Raw genomic sequence first — 22,237 nt, forward strand, 5'->3', positions numbered from 1 at the left:
AAGTGATTTGAATCTATAATTAGGGTGAATAATTATGGAAGGATCGATAATAAACTATGAAATATGATAAAAAAATTTTATATAAGGTTGCACAAATGTACTATATTGATAATATGACACAATCTGAAATTGCTAAAAAGTTAGGACAATACAGAACAACTATAAGCAGAATGTTAAAGAAGGCTAGAGAAGAAGAAATCGTAACCATAAGCATTAAAAATAGTTCAGATGGATGTTTTGAACTTGAAAATGCTTTAGAGAAAACCTTTAAATTAAAAGAAGCTATAGTAGTCCCAACAGATAAAAATGAAGCTGAAAGTATAAGACTTAAAAAGATAGGTCAAGCTGGAAGTGAATTTTTAAAAAGGATAATACAAGATGGTGACACAGTAGGGTTTGCTTGGGGACGTTCTGTGGGAGTTATGTCTAATGAATTAAGAGATTGCAAGAAGGTGTCAGCTAATATAATACCTCTTGTAGGTGGTCCCCCAAGTGATATGGAAAGTAGATATCATGTTAATACAATACTATCTAAAGTAAGCAGTGAATTTAATGCTAAAGGATATTATTTATATGCTCCCGCAATAACTGCTAAAAAGGAAACTAAAGAAGCTATTATGCATGATAGTAATTTAAAAGGGATACTAGAGTTGTGGAATAGGGTTAATAAAGTAGTAGTAGGAATAGGAGCACCACTTAAAGGTAACAACTTAATTTGGAGTGGTTACTTTGGAGATGATGATATAAAGCTTCTTAAGGATGTTAATGCTATTGGAGATATATGTTCAAGATTTTTCGATATAAATGGAAATACTGTAGATGACAAAATTAAAGATAGAATAATAAGTATAGAAATAGAAAAATTAAAGAATATGGAATATTCAATAGGTATAGCAGAGTCAGAAGAAAAAATTTGGTCAATATTAGGGGCTTTAAGAGGAAATTTTGTAAATGTTTTAATAACAAATAACGAAACAGCACAAAAAGTTTTAGATTTAAATGAGCAATTAAAAAATAATAAATAAATATAAATTTTTAAGGGTTGAAGGGAGTCTTATAAAATGGAAGGAAAAATGAAAGCAGTAGCATTACACGCAATTAAGGATTTAAGATATGAAGATGTGGATATACCTAAAATAGGAGAAGATGATGTATTAGTTAAAGTAAAATATGTAGGTATTTGTGGATCAGATATGCCAAGAGCTATGGTAAGTGGAGCATATCACTATCCAACAATAACAGGACATGAATTTTCAGGAGAAGTTGCTGAACTAGGACAAAATGTTGAAAATTTAAAGGTAGGACAAAAAGTTACAGTAGCACCACTAATACCATGTGGTACATGCGAATTCTGTAAGAAAGGTGAATTTGCTTTATGTGAAACTTATCAATTCTTAGGTTCAAGAAATGATGGTGGATTTGCAGAATATGTAAGAGTGCCAAAAGCAAACATATTACCAATCCCAGAAGGACTAGATTTAGAAACAGCTGCAGGAATAGAACCAGCATCAATATCCTATCAAGCAGTTAGTAAGACAAATATAAAAGTTGGAGATACAGTAGCAGTAGTTGGATGTGGACCAATAGGACAATTTGCTATACAATGGGCAAAAATATTTGGGGCATCTAAAGTAATTGCTGTAGATGTTTTAGAGGACAAACTTCAATTAGCAAAGGAGTTAGGAGCAGACGTTATAGTAAACAGTAAAGAATGTGATGCAGTTGAAAAAGTATTAGAAATTACAAATGGTGGAGTACAAGCTGTTGTAGAAACTGCAGGAATTAAATTTACAGAAGAACAATCAGTTCTTATGTGTAGAAAACATGGAAGAGTAATTTATCTTGGAATTTCTCACGATGAATTAAAATTTAGTGCTAAAACACTTGATAGAATAATGCGCGGAGAAATAACACTACAAGGTTCATGGAATTCATATTCAGCTCCATTCCCAGGAATTGCTTGGAGTGCTACACTAGATTTCATGAAAAAAGGACAAATAGTGTTTAAACCAATGATATCTCACAAAATTAAGTTAGAAGAATTACCAGAGTATTTCTTTAAGATGTTCAATAAAGAAATTAACTACAATAAGGTTTTAGTTGAAATTTAATAGAGGGTGAATTTATGTTTATAAAAATAGTAATTGTTATTGGACTTGCTTGGCTTTTACAAATAGGATTAGGTTTTTTACAATTTAAAGATTTTAATAAAAATTTTAAAGAAATGCGTAAAAAAGGAAGAGTAGTAATAGGAAAAAATAAAGGCCGTTTCAAAAGAGGATATATGATACTTATTTCTATAGATGAAGATTGTTGTATATTAGAAAGTAGAGTCATGAAGGGCATTACTATTTTGGCTAGATTTAAAACTATGGAGATTCTAAACGGTGAGAATCTCCATAGTATAAACCCAGATATATTAGAAACTATAGATAAACAAATAATTTTATCCATTAAGAATGGAATTGAAAATTATAATAATTACTACAAAGAACAGGAGGAGATAAATAAGGGTGTAGCTCTTCAATAATATAACTTTAACTATAAAATTTTTAATGAATTTAATAAAAAATTTAACTAAAGGGAGAGGAAGTTATGGATTTTTTAACTAATCTAGCTAAAGGTTTTATTGGTTTATTTCAAGAGGGTGGAAATACTTTTGTAGGAATGGCAAAAGGAATAATACCTACGTTGATTATGCTTTTAGTTGCTATGAATGCTTTAATAAGAATAGTTGGACAAGAAAGAATAGAGAAATTAGCAAGAAAAAGTTCAGCTAATCCACTTACAAGATATTTATTATTACCAGTAATAGGAACATTTTTCTTTTGTAACCCTATGACGTTATCTTTAGGAAAATTTTTACCAGAGAAATATAAACCAAGTTATTATGCAGCATCATCATATTCTTGTCATACAATGAATGGTTTATTTCCTCATATAAATCCAGCGGAATTATTTGTTTTTTTAGGTATTGCAAATGGAATAACTCAATTAGGATTATCTACAACAGATTTAGCAGTTAGATATTTTCTAGTAGGTATAGTTACAAATTTCTTCAGAGGATGGATAACAGATTTTACAACTTCTTATGTAGAAAAGCAACAAAAGGTTAAGTTATCTACTGAACTTAAATTCTAGGAGGTGTAATTAAATGGCAAATTATAGAGCAGTAAAAGTTAATGCAGGAAATGGCGGATTTGGAGGACCACTTACAATAGTTCCAACAGAACAAAAAAATAAAATAGTTACTATAACTGGTGGAGTTATATCAGAAGTAGCTAAAAAGATGGAAGAACTTACAGGTTGTGAATTAATAGACGGATTTAAAACAAAAGTACCAGATGAAGAAATTGCCTGTGTAATAATAGATTGTGGTGGTACTTTAAGATGTGGATTATATCCTAAAAAAGGAATACCAACAATAAATTTAATGCCAGCAGGTCCAAGTGGTCCATTATCTCAATATATTAAACCACACATATATGTATCTTCAGTAAAAGCTAAAAATGTAGAATTAGCAGATTCAAATGAAGTTTCTGAAAACGTTTGTGCAGCAAAAGAAGAAAAAGAGGTAAAGGAAACAAAAGAAGTTAAAAAACCAAAATATGACACAACAAAGAAAATAACTCAACAATCAGATAGAGGAATAATGACTAAAATAGGAATGGCTCTTGGTAATTTCGTAGGAATGTTATATCAAGCTGGTCGTGAAACTATAGATACTGTTATAAAAACTATATTACCATTTATGGCATTTGTATGTATGTTAATTGGTATTATATTAAAATCAGGTATAGGTGACGCTTTTGCATCAGTATTATCACCACTAGCAGGTAGCTTACCAGGATTACTATTACTGTCAGCTATATGTTCATTCCCATTCTTATCACCATTTTTAGGACCGGGTGCAGTTATAGCTCAAGTTATAGGTGTTTTAATAGGTGTTGAAATAGGTAAAGGTAACATACCACCACATTTGGCATTACCTGCACTATTTGCTATAAACTCTCAAGCAGCTTGTGACTTTATACCAGTAGGATTAGGCCTTGCCGAAGCTGAACCAGAAACAGTAGAGGTTGGTGTACCAGCCGTTTTATATTCAAGATTCTTAACAGGTCCAACAACAGTATTTATAGCATGGATTGCAAGCTTTGGACTATATTCTAAATAATAAGATTGAAAAGAGAATAAAGGATTGAATTCTTTTATTCTCTTTTATAACATTTTAATTTAATATAAATTTGAAAATAAATTAATTTTAATTTGATATAGAGAAAATATAATTTAAAATTTGGAGGAGATTTTATGAAAACTATATATAATACAGTAGTAAATAAATTAGGAATAATGGTTGAAGAATTTTATGGGGAAAATATGATAATTTTATTTAAAGACAATGCTCCAGAGGAATTAGCGGATTATTGTGTTCTTCATGGTGGGAATGAATTGTCAGAAGAGATAAAATCAGGAGACATATTTAAAATTGATGATGCAGAATATAAGGTTACAGCTGTAGGTGATGAAGTTTATAAGAACTTAAAAGATTTAGGACATATCTGTATAAGATTTGATGGAAGTGAAAGTGCTGAATTACCTGGAAGTTTATATGTAGAAAAGAAAGATATAACACCAATAAATGAAGGTTCTAAGTTACAAGTTATTAGATTATAATATTTATTAAAATTTAATGATAACGGGGGAAAATCATGAAATTTAAAGGTGAAGTTGTACTAATAACCGGTGGAGCTCAAAGTTTAGGAGAGTATATAGCAAATAGATTTGCAAAGCAAGGTGCAGATGTGATAATTGCAGATATAAATTATAATAAAGCACAAGAAGTTGCTAAAAGTATAAGTAAGGAACATAAGGTTAAAGCTATAGCCATAGGGGTAGATATAACAAAGGAACCTGAAGTTCATAATATGGTTAAAGAATCTATCAAAGCTTTTGGTAAAATAGATATTTTAGTTTGTAATGCAGGGGTAGTTTATAGTACAAAAATAACAGAGTTTTCTAAAGAAAAATGGGATCATATATTAAATGTAAATTTAACAGGATATTTTTTATGTGCAAAAGAAGTATCAAAAGAAATGATTAATAGGAAACAAGGTGTTATAATAGAGATAAACTCTAAATCTGGCAAGAAAGGCAGCTTACATAATTGTGCTTATTCTGCTTCAAAGTTTGGATCTATAGGATTAACTCAAAGTTTAGCCTTAGATTTAGCTGAAGATGGTATAAGAGTAAATGCAGTTTGTCCTGGAAATTTATTAGATTCACCTATGTGGGTAAATGGTTTATACGAGCAATATGCTAAAAAATTAAATATACCTAAAGAAGAAGTTAGGCAGGTTTATGTAGACAAGGTACCTTTAAAAAGAGGATGTTCCTATGAGGATGTAGCTAATATGGTATTATTTTTATCTTCTAATGAAGCAGCATATATGACTGGTCAATCTATAAATATTACAGGCGGACAAGAAATGAGATAAAATAATGAATATTTAGGAGAGAAGTTATGCTAAAATCAATAATATTTGATATGGACGGTGTAATTATAGATACGGAACCGTTATCTTATAAAGCAAGTAAAACTTTAGTAGGAAATTACAATAAAGAATATACCTATGGGTTTCATAAAACGTGTATGGGACGTAGTATGTTTGAAGTTATGAAAATGACAAAAGATCACTATAATTTACCCGGAGAAGTATATGAATTATTAGAAGAAAGAAATAAAGTATATTCTAAAATTGCTATGGAAGAGTCAAAGCCAATAGATGGCATATTTCAATTATTAGATTATATAAAAGTTCATAATATTGATTGTGCAGTGGTAACAGGTAGCGATAAAAAAATAGCTGAAGCTATGCTAAACAAATTAGGAATAATAGAATATTTTAAATTTATTCTTTCAGGTGATGAAATGGAAAAATCTAAGCCGGATCCATGGCCATATAATGAGGCTATGAAAAGGTTAAGATCTAATAGTAGTGAAAGTATTATTTTAGAAGATTCTGTAAACGGTATAAAATCAGCTTTAGCAGCTGGTTGTAGGGTTATTGCAGTAAATAGTATATGGGAAGATAAAAGTGAAAAAGGAATAATATCTTTTGAAAAAGATTTAAGGGCAGTACATAAAATTATAGAAGATTTAATAATATAGTTTTAAAGAGGGGGAATTAATATGTTAATACTTTTGGATACAGCTGATTTGGAATCTATAAAATACGCTAATGATATATATCCATTAGATGGAGTAACAACAAATCCTACTATAATTTCTAAAGAAAAAAAAGATTTTTTAACTATATTAAAAGATATAAGGTCTGCTATAGGGGAGAAAAAAATGCTTCATGTACAAGCTGTAGGTACTAAAGCAGAAGATATTGTAGAAGAAGCTAAATATTTAAACGAGAAAATTGGTGGGAATCTATACATAAAGATACCTGTTAATGAGCAAGGAATAAAAGCTATGAAAATGTTAAGCAAGGATGGTTATAAAATTACAGCTACAGCTATATTTACGGCACAACAAGCATTAATGGCAGCAAAAGCAGGTGCTGAGTTTGTAGCACCTTACGTAAATAGAATAGATAATATAATGGGAAATGGAATAGGTGTTGTTTCTGAAATAGTAACTATATTTGATAATTTCCATATTGATTGTAAAGTTTTAGCTGCAAGTTTTAAAAATACAGAACAAGTTCATAATGCTTGCTTAGTAGGGGCACATAGTGTAACTGTAAATGAAAATATTATAAAACAGTTAATATATCATCCATTAACAGATACAAGCGTAAATAATTTTATAAATGATTGGGAAAAACAATACGGAAAGAATGTAAAGACTTGTGATATTTAATAGGATGCATACAAAAAAATAAAATTTTAAATATAAAAAAGAATTAAGAAAAAATCTTAATTCTTTTTTATATTTAAAAATGTCATTAATGCATAATGACAGTATAGCATTAAGTAATCGTTGAAATTAAGCCATTTTTCTTATATCATTTAATTAGATATGAAACAAAAGTGCACTTTTTACTACAAAATATTACCTAGGAGAGATATAAATGAACGAGTTAGATGGTAAAACAGTAGACATATTAACTCTCTTAATTGAACAAGAAAATCCAATAGCAACTAGGTATATTGCTGATAAATTAAATATTAGTTCTAGAACTGTCTTAAGAAAAATACCTTCAGTTGAAAAACATTTAAAAAAATATAACTTAAATTTGATAAAAAAACCGGGATTTGGTATGCAGATTAAAGGTTCTGCAGAGCAAAAGGATAAATTAATAAAATCATTAAAAAGTAATAGCTTTAAAAGAAAATATTCCCAAGATGAAAGACAGCTATATATATTAATAGAGCTATTAAAAAGCAAAGAGCCTATAAAGATTTATAAATTTAAATCCGAATTGAATGTAACTGAAGGAACAATAAGTGTAGATCTTAATAATATTGAAAAGCTTCTTAGAGAATACAATATAAATTTAATAAGAAAACAAGGCTTAGGAGTTTATATTGAAGGTAGGGAATCGTCTTTAAGAAAAGTAATGATGAGAATTATATACCAAAGTGGTTTTGCTAAAGAAGTATTAGATAATTTAGGGAGTCTTATAAAAAGAAAAGTTACAGATGAGGAAACAATAACTACAAATATAAAAAATCAGCTGTTAAATGAAGTTGATAAAGAAACTGTAGAAAAAATAGAGAGAATAGTTTACGATACAAAAATTGACTATAATTATCAATTGAATGAAAATCAGTACATAGCTTTAATTGTACATATAGTTCTTGTAATTCAAAGAATTAAAGCAGGAGAAGCAATTACTATCAATAAAGATTTTTTGGAAAAGCTGAAGAAAAAAGAAGAGTTTAAATTAGCACAAGAGATAGTGTATAAGATAAAGCAAGCATTCAATATTGAATTTCCAGAAGATGAAGTAGGGTATATTACTATGCATCTTATAGGATCAAGAAAGTATTTTTCAGAAGAAAACGAAACAGAAGACGATTTTTTTATAGAAAAATATAGCATAGTAAAGTTATCTAGGAAGATTATAAAGTTTGTTCAAGCTGCTATGAATGTAAACCTTATGAAAGATGATAAATTACTAATAGATTTATCAATGCATTTAGAAACAGCTATAAGAAGACTAAGTATGAACATGGATATAAGAAATCCATTGTTAGAGCAGATAAAGACTAATTACTCCCATGTATTTAATGTTACTAAAGATGCATGTAAAATAATTGAAGAAGAATGTGGATTTAGGGTATTAGATACAGAAATTGGGTATATTGCGCTTCACATAGGAGCAGCTTTAGAGAGGTTAAAAACTTATAATTATAAAGTAATAGTTGCATGTTCAAGTGGTATAGGAACATCTAGGTTACTATCATCAAAATTAGAAAAAGAATTTTCAAATTTGAAAGTAGAGGATACTGTTTCAGTAATAGATATAGAAAGAGGAAACGTAGATTTTAGTATATGTGATTTTATTGTATCTACTATAGAGTACTCTTTTAATGATAAACCAAGTATTACAGTAAATCCCCTATTGCTAGAAGAAGATAAAATAAAAATACTTAAAACTATGGATAAAGTAAAAAATATAAACTTCAATAGTAAAAAGTATGTTAAAACAAGTGATTTTAAAGTGGATTTAAAGAAGAAAATAAACTTTGGAAATGCAATTATAAATATTTTAAATAATATAAAGTATTATGATGATATTTGTGTTAAAAATCTTGATGAATTAATAGATAAAATAACTCAATTGCACATGAACAACCATGATAATTATAAGGAACTAAATAATGATATAAGAAAAAGGGAAGAATTAGGACATTTTATATTAGAGGAAACTAATACAATATTTATACATTGTAGAAGTAATGCAGTGAGGGATGTTAATATAGGATTTATAAAATTAAAAGAACCATTTTTTATGGAAGAAAGTCTTATAGAGCTTGTAATAATGGAATTTGCACCTAAGGAAATTGACAGTGAATATATTGAATGTATTAGTAAAATAAACCAAGAAATTTTTAAAGATACTTTACTAAAAAATATGTGTAAGAAGGAAATATGTGATTATATAAATAATATTTTAAAGGATTTTTATAATAGCATAGAAGTTTAAAATAAAGTGAGGGAAAAAGATGAGTGAAAATGCTATAAAAGAGAAAAAAGACGTTAGAATAAGAATTCAGGAATTTGGAAGATTTTTAAGTGGTATGGTTATGCCAAACATAGGAGCATTTATAGCTTGGGGATTGATAACAGCTTTCTTCATACCTACAGGTTGGATGCCTAATGAAAACTTAGGTAAAATGGTAGGACCTATGATAACTTATTTACTACCTTTATTAATAGGTTATACTGGTGGTAAAATGGTAGGAGGAATCCGTGGTGGTGTAGTAGGTGCTATATCAACTATGGGAGTTATAGTAGGTGCTGATATACCAATGTTTTTAGGAGCTATGGTTGTTGGACCTTTAGGTGGATTAGTAATTAAGAAGTTTGATGATAGTATAGATGGTAAAGTAAAGCCAGGATTTGAAATGTTAGTTAACAACTTTTCAGCAGGAATCATAGGAATGATTTTAGCAATCATTGCTTACCTGGGAATTGGACCAGTAGTTTTAAGTTTAAATCATGTATTAAAAACTGCTGTTGAATCTATAGTTAAAGCAAGATTATTACCTTTAATATCAGTATTTGTAGAACCAGCAAAGATATTATTCTTAAATAATGCAATAAATCATGGAGTTTTAGCACCAATAGGTGTACAAGAAGCTAAAGAAGTTGGAAAATCAATATTCTTTTTAGTAGAATCAAATCCAGGACCAGGATTAGGTATATTATTAGCTTACTTAGTATTTGGTAAAGGTTCAGTAAAACAATCTGCACCAGGAGCTATAATAATACACTTCCTTGGAGGAATTCACGAAATTTATTTCCCATATGTTTTAATGAATCCAGTATTACTTCTTGCAGTAATGGCTGGAGGAGCAAGTGGAATGTTTACATTCATGATTTTCAATGTAGGTCTTGTTGCGACACCATCACCAGGAAGTATATTTGCATTACTTGCAATGACACCAAAGGGATGTTTCCTTGGAGTATTAGCAGGGGTAGCTGTGGCTACAATAGTATCTTTCCTAGTAGCATCTATCTTCGTAAAAGCATCAGCAAAAAGACAAGATAACGATGATTTTGAAAAAGCAGCTTCAAAAGTAAAAGAATTAAAAAATAAAAAAGAAGAAAAAGAAGATGTAACAGTTAGCGGTATTATTAAAAAGATTGTTGTAGCATGTGATGCAGGTATGGGATCAAGTGCTATGGGAGCAAGTAAACTTAGAAAAAAGGTACAAGATGTAGGATTAAATATAAAAGTTATAAACTATGCTATAAATGATATTCCAGATGATGCAGATATAATTATTACTCATAAGAACTTAACTGATAGAGCAAAAGCAAAGGCTCCAAACAAAAAGCATATATCTATAGATAATTTTATAGCAACCCCTGTATATGATGAGTTAGTAGAAGAGCTAAAAAAGTCTCAAAATACAAATAATAATATATCAGAATCAGCTAATAAAAAAGATAATTCAGAAGTGAAAAATATATTAGAAAAGAAAAACATTAAATTAGGATTAGAAAGTGTAAGTAAAGCAGAAGCTATAGAAGCGGCAGGGAAATTACTGGTAAAAAGCGGATATGTAAAAGAAAATTATGTAGAGGCAATGCATGAAAGAGAAACTGTTTTAAATACTTATATAGGAAATGGTGTAGCTATTCCTCATGGAGTATCAAAAGCAAAAGAAGAAGTTTTAAAATCAGGTATAGTAGTATTACAATATCCAGACGGAATAGACTATGGAGATGGAAATATAGCTTATATGGTAATAGGTATTGCAGGAAAAGGAAATGATCATTTAACTATATTAGCTAATATAGCATCTGCTTTAGAAGATGAAGCTTTAGTAAAAGAACTAGCAAGTAGTAAAGATGTAGAAAAAATATATAATATATTGTTACCTTAGGATAAAATTTAATAAAAAACAAAAGGTGGCTACTAATAGGAGTGATATTATGAAAAGAGCTATTCAATTTGGAGCAGGAAATATTGGAAGAGGTTTTATAGGAAGTTTATTATCTTTTTCAGGATATCATGTTACATTCGCAGATGTAAATGAAGATATTATAAATAAGATAAATGAAAAACAAGAATACTTTTTAAATATTGTAGGAGAAGAAGTTGAAAATATTTGTGTTAAAAATGTTTCAGCAATATCATCTCTAGATAATAATTTAATAAATGAAATACAAAATGTAAGTATTATTACTACGGCAGTAGGTCCCAATATATTAGATAGAATAGCACCTACTATAGCATTAGCTATAAAAGAAAAGATTAATACTTGTAATAAGGAATATCTTAATATAATAGCTTGTGAAAATATGGTAGGAGCCTCAGAACATTTGAAAGAAAAAGTTTTAGAAAAGTTAAATGAGGATGAAATAAACTTTGTAGAAAAATATATAGGTTTTGTAAATTGCGCAGTGGACAGAATAGTTCCACCTACCAGCAAGGAAAAAGGTGAAATTACAGATGTAACTGTAGAAGAATTTAAAGAGTGGATTGTAGACAAAACTCAATTTAAAGGAGAAATACCTAAAATTGAAGGAATGGAACTTACAGATAATTTAATGGCTTATGTAGAAAGGAAGATATTTACCCTAAACACAGGTCATGCTATAACTGCATATATAGGTTATTCAAAAGGATATGAAACTATAAGAGAGAGTATATTAGATAAATCTATAGAAGATGTAGTAAAATCAGCAATGAAAGAAAGTGGAGAAGTTCTAATTAAGAAATACGGATTTGATATAGAAAAACACTATAAATATATAGAAAAGATACTTGGAAGATTTAAAAATCCTTATTTAAAAGATGAGGTTGTTAGAGTAGGAAGACAACCACTTAGAAAATTAGGAAAAAATGATAGATTAATAAAACCACTTATGGGAACTATAGAGTTTAAAACTTCAAATGAAAATTTAATTAAGGGTATTGCAGCTGCACTATGCTATGATTTTAATGGTGATGAGCAAGCTATAGAAATTCAAAATACTATAAAAGAAAATGGAATAGAATCAGCAATAGAAAAAATTACAGGCCTTGATAGAAATTCTAATGAGGTAAAATTGATTATTAAAGAGTTTAATAAAATAAAAAAGTAATTAAAAAGTAGATAAAAAAGTTATAAAAGGCATATTCTCTAAGGAAAATGTAAAATTTATAGAGAATATGCTTTCCCTATTTTAACAAAGTTTATGATTCCGTTTACATTTTCAATTTTATTATAAAAAGCAAAAAAATCAATAGAATAGCTATAAAAAGAAGGTCAATTAAGTTAACAAATAGATATAAACATGATATAATGTACTAGAAAGAAAGTTAAAACATATAAAAGCGCCAGAACTGAGCATATAGCTTAGTTGACGAGGAAATAGGATTATCGAAAATTCGGCGGATGTCCTATGGGATCTCACAGCCCAAGAAGCTATAATAAATATTAGAAGTGATTCTAAGAACAAAAAAGCTTTAGTGAGAACTTTCTTCTTAAATATAATAACTTAAATTTAAGGAGGATTTTTTTATGTGCGGAATAGTAGGATATGTAGGATTTAGAAAGGCTAGCGATGTAATCGTGGATGGATTAACAAAGTTAGAGTATAGAGGATATGACTCTGCTGGAATCGCTGTTAATGATGGAGAAAAACTTGAATATCAAAAATATCAAGGAAGATTAAATGTTTTAAGTGACAATTTAGAAAAAAAACCTATAGAAGGAAAAATAGGAATAGGTCATACAAGATGGGCAACTCATGGAGCTCCATCTAATGTAAACTCTCATCCACATTTAAATATGTCAGAAACTATAGCATTAGTTCATAATGGAATAATTGAAAACTATATGGAAATAAAGGAATTCTTAATTTCTAAAGGAGTAGAATTCAGATCAGAAACAGATACTGAAGTAATAGTACATTTAGTAGATCATTATTATGAAGGAGATTTATTACAAGCAGTATTTAAAACAGTAAAGAAATTAAGAGGAGCGTATGCATTGGGTGTTGTTGCTAAAGACAATCCAGATGAATTAATAGCTGTAAGAAAAGACAGTCCATTAATAGTTGGAATAGGTGAAGATGAAAACTTTATAGCATCTGATGTACCAGCTATATTAAAATATACAAGGGATGTATATTTCTTAAATAATGGTGAAATAGTTAGCTTAAAGAAAGATAAAATTACAATTTATAATGAAAAAGAAGAAGAAATTAAAAAGGAACCTTTCCATGTAATGTGGGATGTAGAAGCAGCATCTAAAGCTGGATATGATCATTTCATGTTAAAAGAAATATTTGAACAACCAAACGGAATGAAAGAAACTTTAATTAGAAGATTAGATGAAAATGGAAAGATTAAATTAGATGATATAAAATTAAATAAAGAAGATTTAGATAATATAAATAAAATATATATAATAGCTTGCGGAACTGCATATAATGCAGGAATTATAGGAAAATATGCAATAGAAAAATTTGCAAAGATTCCAGTAGAAACAGATGTAGCATCTGAGTTTAGATATAGAGAACCATTTATAGATGATAAGACATTAATTATTGTAGTAAGTCAATCAGGAGAAACAGCAGATACATTAGCAGCATTAAGAGAAGGAAAGGAAAAGGGTGCTAGGGTGCTTGCAGTTACGAATGTCGTAGGTTCTTCTATTGCTAGAGAATCAGACGATGTATTCTATACTTGGGCAGGACCTGAAGTAGCAGTTGCATCAACTAAAGCATATACAACTCAACTTGTAGCTTTCTACATGATTGCTTTAGATATGGCTCTTAAAAAGGGAACAATTACAGAAGAATTCTATAATCATACTATAGAAGAATTAAAGACTATGCCAGAAAAGGTACAACAAATATTAGATCACCATGATGATATAAAACAAATAGCTAAAGATTTAAAAGATAGCGAACATGCTTTTTATATAGGAAGAGGATTAGATTATAATCTTTCACTAGAAGGAGCTTTAAAAATAAAAGAAGTTTCTTACATGCATGCAGAGGCTTTTGCAGCTGGAGAATTAAAGCATGGAACTATAGCTCTTATTGAAGAAAATACTCCAATAATAGCTACAATGACTCAAAATAATTTATTTGAAAAGAGTGTTTCAAATATAAGAGAAGTTAAAGCAAGAGGAGCACATATTATTGCAATAACTCAAGAAGGCAACAAAGAAGTAGAAAAGGTATCAGATAAGGTTATATATGTACCTAAAACAGATGATTTATTACAAGCTGTAGTTGCAATAATCCCTCATCAATTACTTGCATATTATGCTGCAGTAGAAAGAGGTTGCGATGTAGATAAGCCAAGAAACTTAGCTAAATCAGTAACAGTTGAATAATATAAATTATTATATACAAAGCATAGAGATCAGGGAAAATTAGGGCATCCTAATTTTCCTTTTTGTTTTGGAAAGGTTGGTAGAAATGAAAAAAGATTTAAGAGAATTAAAATTTATAGTGCTAAATTATTTAGCATGTCTTTTAATATTTTTTATAGGTTTTAAATTTTTTAAGTTAAGAACTAATATGAAAAATTATATAATATTAGGATTAGTATATGCATGTATAGCACAATTTTTTTATAAAAAATAAATTATATTTAATATTAGTAACTTTTAGGCTAAGGGAAAAACTTAGTCTTTTTATTTTAGTTATTTTTATAAATGGGTAAATTAATTAAATATATTTGTGAATTTATAGATTTTATTATTACAGATACTGTATAATCATAGTAATATATATATAATTAAACTAGAAAGGAAAGTAAATAAATTGGATATTATTACTGTAGACAATGAAAATATAAATAAGGAACATATATGCTGTGCTATTGCAGATAAAAAAGGAGAATGTCAGGTATCATCAAAGAAATCTTGGATGAGAGAAAGATTTAAAGATGGATTGGTTTTTAAAAAGGCAAATATAAGAGGAAAAGTTTTTATTGAGTATATTCCAATTGAAAAAGCTTGGTGCCCTATTAGTGGTAAGGATTACATGTTTATTAATTGTTTATGGGTTTCTGGTAAATATAAGGGACAAGGAATTTCTAATATTTTATTAAATGAGTGTATTTTAGATTCTAAAAATAAAGGAAAAAAAGGATTGGTTATTTTAACTTCAAATAAAAAAAGACCTTATTTATCAGATAAAAAATATTTAGAACATAAAGGTTTTTTGTTGGCAGATAAAGCGGAACCTTATTATGAATTAATGTATTTACCTTTTTATAAAGATATACCAAAACCTTATTTTAAGGATTGTACAAAGACAGGAATAATAGATGAGAAAGGATTTGTTTTATATTACACAAATCAATGTCCTTTTACGGCTAAATATGTTCCAATAATTTATGAAATAGCTAAGAATAACAATATTCCTATGAAAGTTATAAAATATGAAATAACAAAAGAAGCCCAAAATGCTCCTAATCCATTTACAACCTATAGTTTATTTTATAATGGGAATTTTATAACTAATGATATCTTAAATGAAAAAAAGTTTGATAAAATTATTCAAGAAAAATATATTATGAATAATGAACTTTTAAAATAATATCTACTAAAGGAGGTTTTAATCCTCCTTTATATTTTTGTTAGATAACTCTCCATCTTTTATAGAAATTATTTTATCAGCTAGAAGTTTTGCTTCATATTTATTATGGGTTACAAGTAAGGTTGTAATTTTAAAATTCTTTTTATAATCTAAAAACTCTTTATATACTATTTCCTTTGTATCTTCATCTAGAGCAGAAAAAGGCTCATCTAAAAGTAATATTTCAGGTTTTATTGAAAGTGCCCTTGCAAGGGCTACTCGTTGTTTTTCTCCACCAGATATTTCATTTGGCTTTCTCTTTTTTAAATGCTCTATTTTAAAAATATCCATAAGATAATTTACATACTGAAGATTATATATTTTCTTATTTTTAACTCCAAATAAAATATTATTTTCTATGGTCATATGGGGAAATAAAGCATAGTTTTGAAAAACATATCCTATATTTCTATCTCTAATTGGTAGGCTTAATTTATCTTTTGATGAAAAAACCACTTTATCTTGTATCTTAATAAATCCACTATCAGGGTTTATTATTCCGGATATACAATTTAAAATTGTAGTTTTACCTGAACCAGAATGTCCTTTTAAGGCTACAACTTCATTTTTAAGTTTTAATGTACAATCTAAATTAAAATAATCTAATCTTTTGTGTATATCTAAATATAACATAATTATCTCCTAGGATTTTTAATATAATCTCTTTTTTTGAGCCACGAGTTTAAGAAAAATACTAATGAAAAACTAAAGAGTGTAACTACTAATAAAAGTGTATTTGCAACTTTTTTATAACCATTATCTACTGCAAAATAAATTGCAGTTGGGATAGTTTGAGTTTTCCCTGGAATATTTCCTGCAACCATTAAAGTAGCTCCAAATTCACCAAGGGCTCTTGCAAAAGATAAAACTATTCCACTTACTATACCGGGCCAAGCTAAAGGTAAGCTTATTTTGAAAAATATTATAATTTCATTAGCTCCAAGAGTTCTAGCTGCATTTTCATAATCCACATCTATATTTAAAAAACCGGCCTTACAGCTTTGAAACATTAAGGGTAATGATACTACAAAAGAAGCTATACAAGCTGCTATAGGTGTAAATATAATATTAATATTAAAAATATTATGTAAAAGCTTACCTAAGAAACCTCTTTTATTCATTAATATAAGTAATCCGTAGCCTGTTATAGTAGGGGGCATAACCATTGGTAATATTATAATGCTTTCTAATATATCTTTTAGTTTAAAATTATATTTTGTAAATAATCTTGCTAAAAAAGTCCCAATTAAAAAGGTAAAAACAGTAGATATAATTGAAATTTTTAATGATAATATTATAGGTTTTAAAATCATAGTTTTTATTTATCAGCCTTTTTTATTGGAACAAATTTATGAGATTTAAAAGTTTTTTGCCCATTTTCACTTTTCAAGTATTTTATTAATTTTTTGGCAGCTTCTTTATTTTTACTATTATTAATTATTGCTACAGGATACACAATAGGTTTATGAGCTTTATCTTCTATAATTTCAGCAACATAACTTTCTTTTAAAACTGTTGAATCACTTTCAAATACAATTCCTGCTACGGCTTCACCGTTCTCTACAAACTGAGCTACTTGTTTCACATTTTTTCCAAAGACTAAATTATCCTTTAATTTATCATATAAATTATAATATTCTAAAGTTTGTTTGCCATATTTACCAGCTGGTACTGATTCGGGTTCTCCCATAGCAACTTTATCTTTACTACTGATATTTTTTAAGTCATTAATATTTTTGATTTTATCTTTGAATTCTTTTGAAACTATTAGTACTAAATTATTTTTAAGTAAGTCTTCTCTACTATCTTTATCTATTAAACCTTTTTGTTGAAGCTTATCCATCTTATCTTTTGATGCAGATATAAAAACATCTACCGGAGCACCTTGTTCAATTTGTTTTTGTAGTTGTCCTGAGGATGCGAAATTTAAATTAACAGTAGAGCTATATTGTTTTTCATAGCCTTCTTTTAAATCATTTAATGATTCAGTTAAACTTGCAGCTGCTGAAACTGTTAATTTTGATTCTTTAGACTTCGTAGATTGTTTTGCAGTACCACAACCTACTAATCCAATAACCATAAAACTAGTTATTATAGCAGTGATAATCTTTTTCATAAAAATTCTCCTTTAAAACTATTTATAAATATAAATTTACTATAGCATATACATATGTATTTTTAAATATATAAATAGATTAGATTTAATAATTGGTATTTATAAAAAATATCATATCAAAAATGTTTACTAGGAAAATGGTTAATGATATATAAAGGAGAATTAATAATGTATAGTAGAAGCAGTACAAAGTGAAGATAAAAAAGTGCTAGAAAATTTAAATAGTGCTATTGATAAATTCATTAAATAATATTTGAGAGGTATTTATATGAAAAATAAAGAATATAAAGCTATTTCATTTGCTATATTAGCAGCATTATTGTATGCTATAAGTTCACCTATATCCAAACTATTTTTAAAAGAAATTCCACCTACACTAATGACAGCTTTCTTATATTTAGGCGCAGGGGTTGGAATGGGTATATTTGGATTTATGGGAATTTATTTTGCATCCACAGAGTAGCATAATCATAAGCATATACACCATTATGTGACTCATGAACATAGTCATAGTCATGATGATCGTCATCATACTCATGAGGAATGTATTCATTTTCATAAACATACTCAAGATATTCATCATAGTCATGCTCATACTGTATAACGGAGAATTAATTATTTTACTAAGTAGTAAAATATATTTATAATAAATTATAGGAATTAATAAAATGAATTTATAGTAATAATGGAGGTAATTAAATTATGTTAGATTTAAGAATAAAGAAAATGTCAGAAGATGCAATAATACCTAAGTATGCTCATAAAAGTGATGCAGGAATGGATTTATATTCCATAGAAGATAAAATTATATTGCCAGGAGAAAGCGAATTAATACATACGGGAATAGCAATACAACTTCCTAAAGATACAGAGGCACAAATTAGACCAAGAAGTGGACTTGCATTAAAACATTCTATAACAGTTTTAAATACACCAGGTACTATAGATGAAGGTTATAGAGGAGAAATTTGTATTATACTTATAAATCATTCTAAGAAAGAGTTTAAGGTAGAAAAAGCAATGAGAATAGCTCAGATGGTAATAAAGCCAGTATTAAAGGTTAACGTAATAGAATCTATGGATTTAACTAATTCAGATCGTGGTGAAGGTGGATTTGGTTCTACGGGAACTAAATAATTAAAATTTTTAGATATAAAAAGTACATCTTAAATGTTAGTTATAAAAGCTAATGTTTAAGATGTATTTTTTATTATTGGCATTTGACATAAACAAAATATGGTGATACAATAATGGCAAATGCTAATAACTCATTAATAATTTTAATTAATAATAAATAATTTTAGGAGGAATAAAATATGAAAATTGCAATTTCTTCAAAGGGTAAATCTATGGAAGATTTATTAGATTTAAGATTCGGCAGATGTGAATATTTTCAAATACATGATATGGATAATGATGAATTAAAAGTTGTTAAAAATGAAGGTGCTATGTCTGGTGGCGGAGCAGGAATAGTTGCAGCTCAGCAATTAATAGATGAAAAAGTAGATGTAATAATTACAGGAAAGCTAGGGCCTAATGCTTTTAAATTAGTAGATGCAGCCAATATTAAAGCTTATAGTTGTGAAGGTATCTCTATCAAATCTGTTTTAGAAAAATATAAAAATAAAGAATTAAGTAAATTAGATACAGCAGGACCTGAACATAATGGAATGGGAAACGGATTTAAGGGAGGAAGGTAGTTTGAATATAGCAGTTTTAAGTGGAAAAGGTGGAACAGGAAAAACTACCATTTCAACTAATCTTGCTTTAGCTTTAAAAGCAAACTACATAGATTGTGATGTAGAAGAACCTAATGGATTTTTATTTCTAAAACCTGAAATTAAAAATAAAGAAAAAGTTATGGTTGAATATCCTTTTATAGAAGATGATAAATGTATTTCTTGTGGGGAGTGTGCAAAGGCTTGTCAGTTTAATGCATTAGCAAAGGTTAATAATGACATTATGTTATTTCAAAAGTTATGCCATAGTTGTGGTGCTTGTGAAGTTGCCTGTAGAAATGGTGCTTTAACTTATAAAAAAAGAGAAATAGGAATTATTGATAAAGGCGAGATTAAAGGTTTAATTTGTAGTAGAGGTATATTAAATATAAGTGAGCCTATGGCAGTGCCTATTATTAGGCAGTTACTTAAAAATTTACCTAAAGGTATAAATTTAATAGATTGCCCCCCAGGAACTTCTTGTAATGTGGTAAATTCATTAAAGTATGTGGACGCAGCTATATTAGTTACAGAGCCTACGGAGTTTGGATTACATGATTTAAAACTAGCAGTAAAACTTGTACGAATGTTTAAAATACCTTTCGGAATAATTATAAATAAAGATACAGGAGAAGAAAACATAACAAGAAAGTATTGTCATAATGAGAAAATAAATATAATAGGAACTATTCCCTATAGTAGGGATGTAGCAAGAATTTATTCTAATGGAGAGATGCTTTATAAAGAAGATAAATATAAAAATATTTTTGATTCTATAGTGTTAAGGTCTAAGGAGGTGCTAGGATGGAGCTAGTAGTTTTAAGTGGAAAAGGTGGAACTGGTAAGACTACTATATCAACAGCATTATCTGAACTTTTTAAAGATGTAGTAAGGATAGATTGTGATGTGGAGGCCCCTAATTTTTCTCTTATATATAAAGGAGAAGATATAAAGAAGCAAGACTTTATAGGTGGAAAAAAGGCTTTTATAAATAAAGAAAAGTGCATAAAGTGCGGTAAGTGTGAAAGTATATGCAGATTTAATGCTATAGAGAATTTGAAAATAGACGATTTTGCTTGCGAAGGATGTGGAACGTGTACATTAATATGTCCAACAAATGCCATAACCTTAGAAGATGAAAAGGCAGCAGATATATTCATTACAAAAATAGATAAGGGAATTATCTCAAGAGCAGAAATGGGTATTGGAAGTGATGGATCAGGTAAACTTATTACTTCCATTAGAAAACTTGGTAAAGATTTTAATGAGGATAATAGATTAACTATAATAGATGGTTCACCTGGTATTGGATGTTCCGTTATAGCATCTATTACAGGTAGTGATGCTGCACTAATAGTAACAGAGCCTACTAAGTCTGGGTTAGAAGATTTAACGAGAGTAGTTTCATTATGTAAACACTTTGGAATATTTACTATGGTGTGCATAAATAAATATGATATAAATGAGCAAATCAGTATAGAAATTAAGAAGTTTATAGATAAGGAAGAATTAAAATTAGTAGGAGAAATTCCATATGATGATATGGTTATGAAGTCTATAAATGAATTAAGACCTATAACTAAGTACAAAGAAAGTATAGCTAATAATGCAATAAATAATATGTATTGTAATATAAAAAAATTAATATTTTAGGAGGAGTTAAAATGAAAATTGCAATTGCAAGCGAAGGAAAATATGTAAGTGGGCATTTTGGTCATTGTGAGGGATTTACAGTTTATAATTTAGAAGGAAATAATATTTTGAAAAGTGATTTTGTACAAAATCCAGGACATAAACCAGGATTTCTACCTAAGTTCTTACATGAATTAGAAATAAATGTTATAATTGCAGGAGGCATGGGTGCAACAGCACAAGATTTATTCACACAAAATAATATAGAAGTTGTTGTTGGAGCAGAAGGTTTATGTGAAGATATTATTGAAAAGTATATAAGGGGAGAATTAAAATCTACAGGTAGTATATGTACAGAACATCAACATGAAGGACATTGTAACGAATAGACTAATTTAAAGTCCTATGTAAAGTATTTCTATAAATAGAGATACCTTATATAGGATTTATTTTTATATTTTATAAATTTTTATATTAGCATTTTAAATAAATTCGATATAATAGTATAATGTTATATAACAAATAATATTTCTTATTTATATAAGGAGGAAAAAATATGCCAAGGCCAATAAAAGTAAGAAAGGTAGAACGTTTTCCACAAAGCACTTATTTTATTCCTTTAGGTAAACAAAAATGTGAAATAGAAGAGGTAGTCTTAAAAGTAGAAGAGTTAGAAGCTATGAGACTCAAAGATATAGAAGGATTAAGTCAAGAGGAATGTGCTGAAAAAATGGGTATATCCAGACAAACCTTTCAGAATATAATAGATGCCGCCCGAAAAAAATCAGCTATAGCATTAACAGAAGGTAAGGCTATAAATATAAATGGAGGTAACTATACAACAAAACATTGTTTATTTAAATGTTTAAGTTGTAATAATTTATACGAAATAAAATATGAACAAGATAGAAAAATTTGTCCAGAATGCGGTTCGAGTAATGTGGTATGTAATAAAAGAACAGGATTTTGTCATAAATGGTGCAAGAAAATATAAAATCT

At 28.3% G+C, this 22,237-nt stretch carries 25 protein-coding genes; 22 read left to right on the plus strand and 3 right to left on the minus strand.

Translation table 11 applies throughout. The features are described 5' to 3' along the window. Positions 1-56: 56 nt before the first annotated feature. The 15 genes from BN1711_RS01480 (at position 57) to BN1711_RS01545 (ending at position 15,733) form a co-directional block, all read left to right on the plus strand. Positions 57-1,025, plus strand: a complete 969-nt coding sequence (locus BN1711_RS01480; protein WP_050606435.1) for a sugar-binding transcriptional regulator — start codon at positions 57-59, stop codon at positions 1,023-1,025. Positions 1,026-1,061: 36 nt separating this feature from the next. Further along, positions 1,062-2,111: a galactitol-1-phosphate 5-dehydrogenase gene (locus BN1711_RS01485; RefSeq protein WP_050606436.1), complete on the plus strand. Its 1,050-nt coding sequence runs from the start codon at positions 1,062-1,064 to the stop codon at positions 2,109-2,111. A gap of 14 nt (positions 2,112-2,125) precedes the next feature. Beyond that, positions 2,126-2,530: a transcriptional regulator GutM gene (locus BN1711_RS01490; RefSeq protein WP_050606437.1), complete on the plus strand. Its 405-nt coding sequence runs from the start codon at positions 2,126-2,128 to the stop codon at positions 2,528-2,530. A 65-nt stretch (positions 2,531-2,595) separates the two neighbouring features. Next, positions 2,596-3,141: a PTS glucitol/sorbitol transporter subunit IIC gene (gene srlA / locus BN1711_RS01495; protein WP_050606438.1), complete on the plus strand. Its 546-nt coding sequence runs from the start codon at positions 2,596-2,598 to the stop codon at positions 3,139-3,141. A 13-nt stretch (positions 3,142-3,154) separates the two neighbouring features. Beyond that, positions 3,155-4,174 carry a PTS glucitol/sorbitol transporter subunit IIB gene (srlE, locus tag BN1711_RS01500; protein ID WP_050606439.1) on the plus strand — a complete coding sequence of 340 codons (1,020 nt, stop codon included), beginning with the start codon at positions 3,155-3,157 and terminating at the stop codon, positions 4,172-4,174. Positions 4,175-4,308: 134 nt separating this feature from the next. Further along, positions 4,309-4,674: a PTS glucitol/sorbitol transporter subunit IIA gene (locus BN1711_RS01505; protein ID WP_050606440.1), complete on the plus strand. Its 366-nt coding sequence runs from the start codon at positions 4,309-4,311 to the stop codon at positions 4,672-4,674. Positions 4,675-4,709: 35 nt separating this feature from the next. Continuing rightward, positions 4,710-5,495, plus strand: coding sequence for a sorbitol-6-phosphate dehydrogenase (srlD, locus tag BN1711_RS01510; RefSeq protein WP_050606441.1), 786 nt, complete (start codon positions 4,710-4,712; stop codon positions 5,493-5,495). Between the two features lie 26 nt (positions 5,496-5,521). Next, positions 5,522-6,169, plus strand: a complete 648-nt coding sequence (locus tag BN1711_RS01515; protein WP_050606442.1) for an HAD family hydrolase — start codon at positions 5,522-5,524, stop codon at positions 6,167-6,169. Positions 6,170-6,190: 21 nt separating this feature from the next. Continuing rightward, on the plus strand, positions 6,191-6,868 hold the full coding sequence (locus BN1711_RS01520; RefSeq protein WP_050606443.1) for a fructose-6-phosphate aldolase: 678 nt from the start codon (positions 6,191-6,193) through the stop codon (positions 6,866-6,868). Positions 6,869-7,079: 211 nt separating this feature from the next. After that, positions 7,080-9,161, plus strand: coding sequence for a BglG family transcription antiterminator (locus tag BN1711_RS01525; protein ID WP_050606444.1), 2,082 nt, complete (start codon positions 7,080-7,082; stop codon positions 9,159-9,161). A gap of 19 nt (positions 9,162-9,180) precedes the next feature. Next, positions 9,181-11,070, plus strand: a complete 1,890-nt coding sequence (locus tag BN1711_RS01530; protein WP_050606445.1) for a PTS mannitol transporter subunit IICBA — start codon at positions 9,181-9,183, stop codon at positions 11,068-11,070. A gap of 49 nt (positions 11,071-11,119) precedes the next feature. After that, positions 11,120-12,274: a mannitol-1-phosphate 5-dehydrogenase gene (locus BN1711_RS01535; RefSeq protein WP_050606446.1), complete on the plus strand. Its 1,155-nt coding sequence runs from the start codon at positions 11,120-11,122 to the stop codon at positions 12,272-12,274. Positions 12,275-12,693: 419 nt separating this feature from the next. Then, positions 12,694-14,520 carry a glutamine--fructose-6-phosphate transaminase (isomerizing) gene (glmS, locus tag BN1711_RS01540; protein WP_050606447.1) on the plus strand — a complete coding sequence of 609 codons (1,827 nt, stop codon included), beginning with the start codon at positions 12,694-12,696 and terminating at the stop codon, positions 14,518-14,520. Positions 14,521-14,587: 67 nt separating this feature from the next. After that, positions 14,588-14,773, plus strand: a complete 186-nt coding sequence (locus BN1711_RS12375; protein WP_129582108.1) for a hypothetical protein — start codon at positions 14,588-14,590, stop codon at positions 14,771-14,773. 180 nt (positions 14,774-14,953) lie between these two features. Next, positions 14,954-15,733, plus strand: a complete 780-nt coding sequence (locus BN1711_RS01545; RefSeq protein WP_050606448.1) for an N-acetyltransferase — start codon at positions 14,954-14,956, stop codon at positions 15,731-15,733. Positions 15,734-15,751: 18 nt separating this feature from the next. On the opposite strand, the gene BN1711_RS01550 is transcribed toward BN1711_RS01545, so the two are convergent. The 3 genes from BN1711_RS01550 to modA are packed head-to-tail and all read right to left on the minus strand — an operon-like array spanning position 15,752 to position 17,888. Then, positions 15,752-16,405: an ATP-binding cassette domain-containing protein gene (locus BN1711_RS01550; RefSeq protein ID WP_050606449.1), complete on the minus strand. Its 654-nt coding sequence runs from the start codon at positions 16,403-16,405 to the stop codon at positions 15,752-15,754. A 2-nt stretch (positions 16,406-16,407) separates the two neighbouring features. Further along, on the minus strand, positions 16,408-17,085 hold the full coding sequence (gene modB / locus BN1711_RS01555) for a molybdate ABC transporter permease subunit (RefSeq protein ID WP_050606450.1): 678 nt from the start codon (positions 17,083-17,085) through the stop codon (positions 16,408-16,410). A gap of 5 nt (positions 17,086-17,090) precedes the next feature. After that, positions 17,091-17,888 (minus strand): molybdate ABC transporter substrate-binding protein, encoded by a 798-nt coding sequence (gene modA / locus BN1711_RS01560; RefSeq protein WP_050606451.1) that lies wholly within the window; start codon positions 17,886-17,888, stop codon positions 17,091-17,093. 268 nt (positions 17,889-18,156) lie between these two features. Between modA and BN1711_RS01565 the strand changes: the two genes are divergently transcribed. The 7 genes from BN1711_RS01565 (at position 18,157) to BN1711_RS01595 (ending at position 22,232) form a co-directional block, all read left to right on the plus strand. Next, the gene (locus BN1711_RS01565; RefSeq protein ID WP_050606452.1) at positions 18,157-18,351 is read left to right on the plus strand and encodes a hypothetical protein; all 195 of its coding nucleotides are present in this window, start codon (positions 18,157-18,159) and stop codon (positions 18,349-18,351) included. Positions 18,352-18,590: 239 nt separating this feature from the next. Then, positions 18,591-19,025, plus strand: a complete 435-nt coding sequence (gene dut / locus BN1711_RS01570; RefSeq protein ID WP_050606453.1) for a dUTP diphosphatase — start codon at positions 18,591-18,593, stop codon at positions 19,023-19,025. Between the two features lie 179 nt (positions 19,026-19,204). After that, positions 19,205-19,588 carry a NifB/NifX family molybdenum-iron cluster-binding protein gene (locus BN1711_RS01575; protein ID WP_050606454.1) on the plus strand — a complete coding sequence of 128 codons (384 nt, stop codon included), beginning with the start codon at positions 19,205-19,207 and terminating at the stop codon, positions 19,586-19,588. Between the two features lies 1 nt (position 19,589). After that, complete coding sequence (locus tag BN1711_RS01580; protein ID WP_050606455.1) at positions 19,590-20,420, plus strand: P-loop NTPase; 831 nt, start codon at positions 19,590-19,592, stop codon at positions 20,418-20,420. Further along, a complete protein-coding gene (locus tag BN1711_RS01585; protein WP_050606456.1) occupies positions 20,411-21,259 on the plus strand; it encodes an ATP-binding protein in 849 nt (282 codons plus the stop codon). The genes BN1711_RS01580 and BN1711_RS01585 overlap by 10 nt, the downstream gene beginning before the upstream one ends. An 11-nt stretch (positions 21,260-21,270) precedes the next feature. Further along, positions 21,271-21,627, plus strand: coding sequence for a NifB/NifX family molybdenum-iron cluster-binding protein (locus BN1711_RS01590; protein ID WP_050606457.1), 357 nt, complete (start codon positions 21,271-21,273; stop codon positions 21,625-21,627). Positions 21,628-21,794: 167 nt separating this feature from the next. Then, positions 21,795-22,232 carry a DUF134 domain-containing protein gene (locus BN1711_RS01595; protein ID WP_050606458.1) on the plus strand — a complete coding sequence of 146 codons (438 nt, stop codon included), beginning with the start codon at positions 21,795-21,797 and terminating at the stop codon, positions 22,230-22,232. Positions 22,233-22,237: the final 5 nt, after the last annotated feature.

Origin of the sequence: Clostridium niameyense, from assembly GCF_001243045.1 — a bacterium.
GTDB lineage: Bacteria > Bacillota > Clostridia > Clostridiales > Clostridiaceae > Clostridium_F > Clostridium_F niameyense.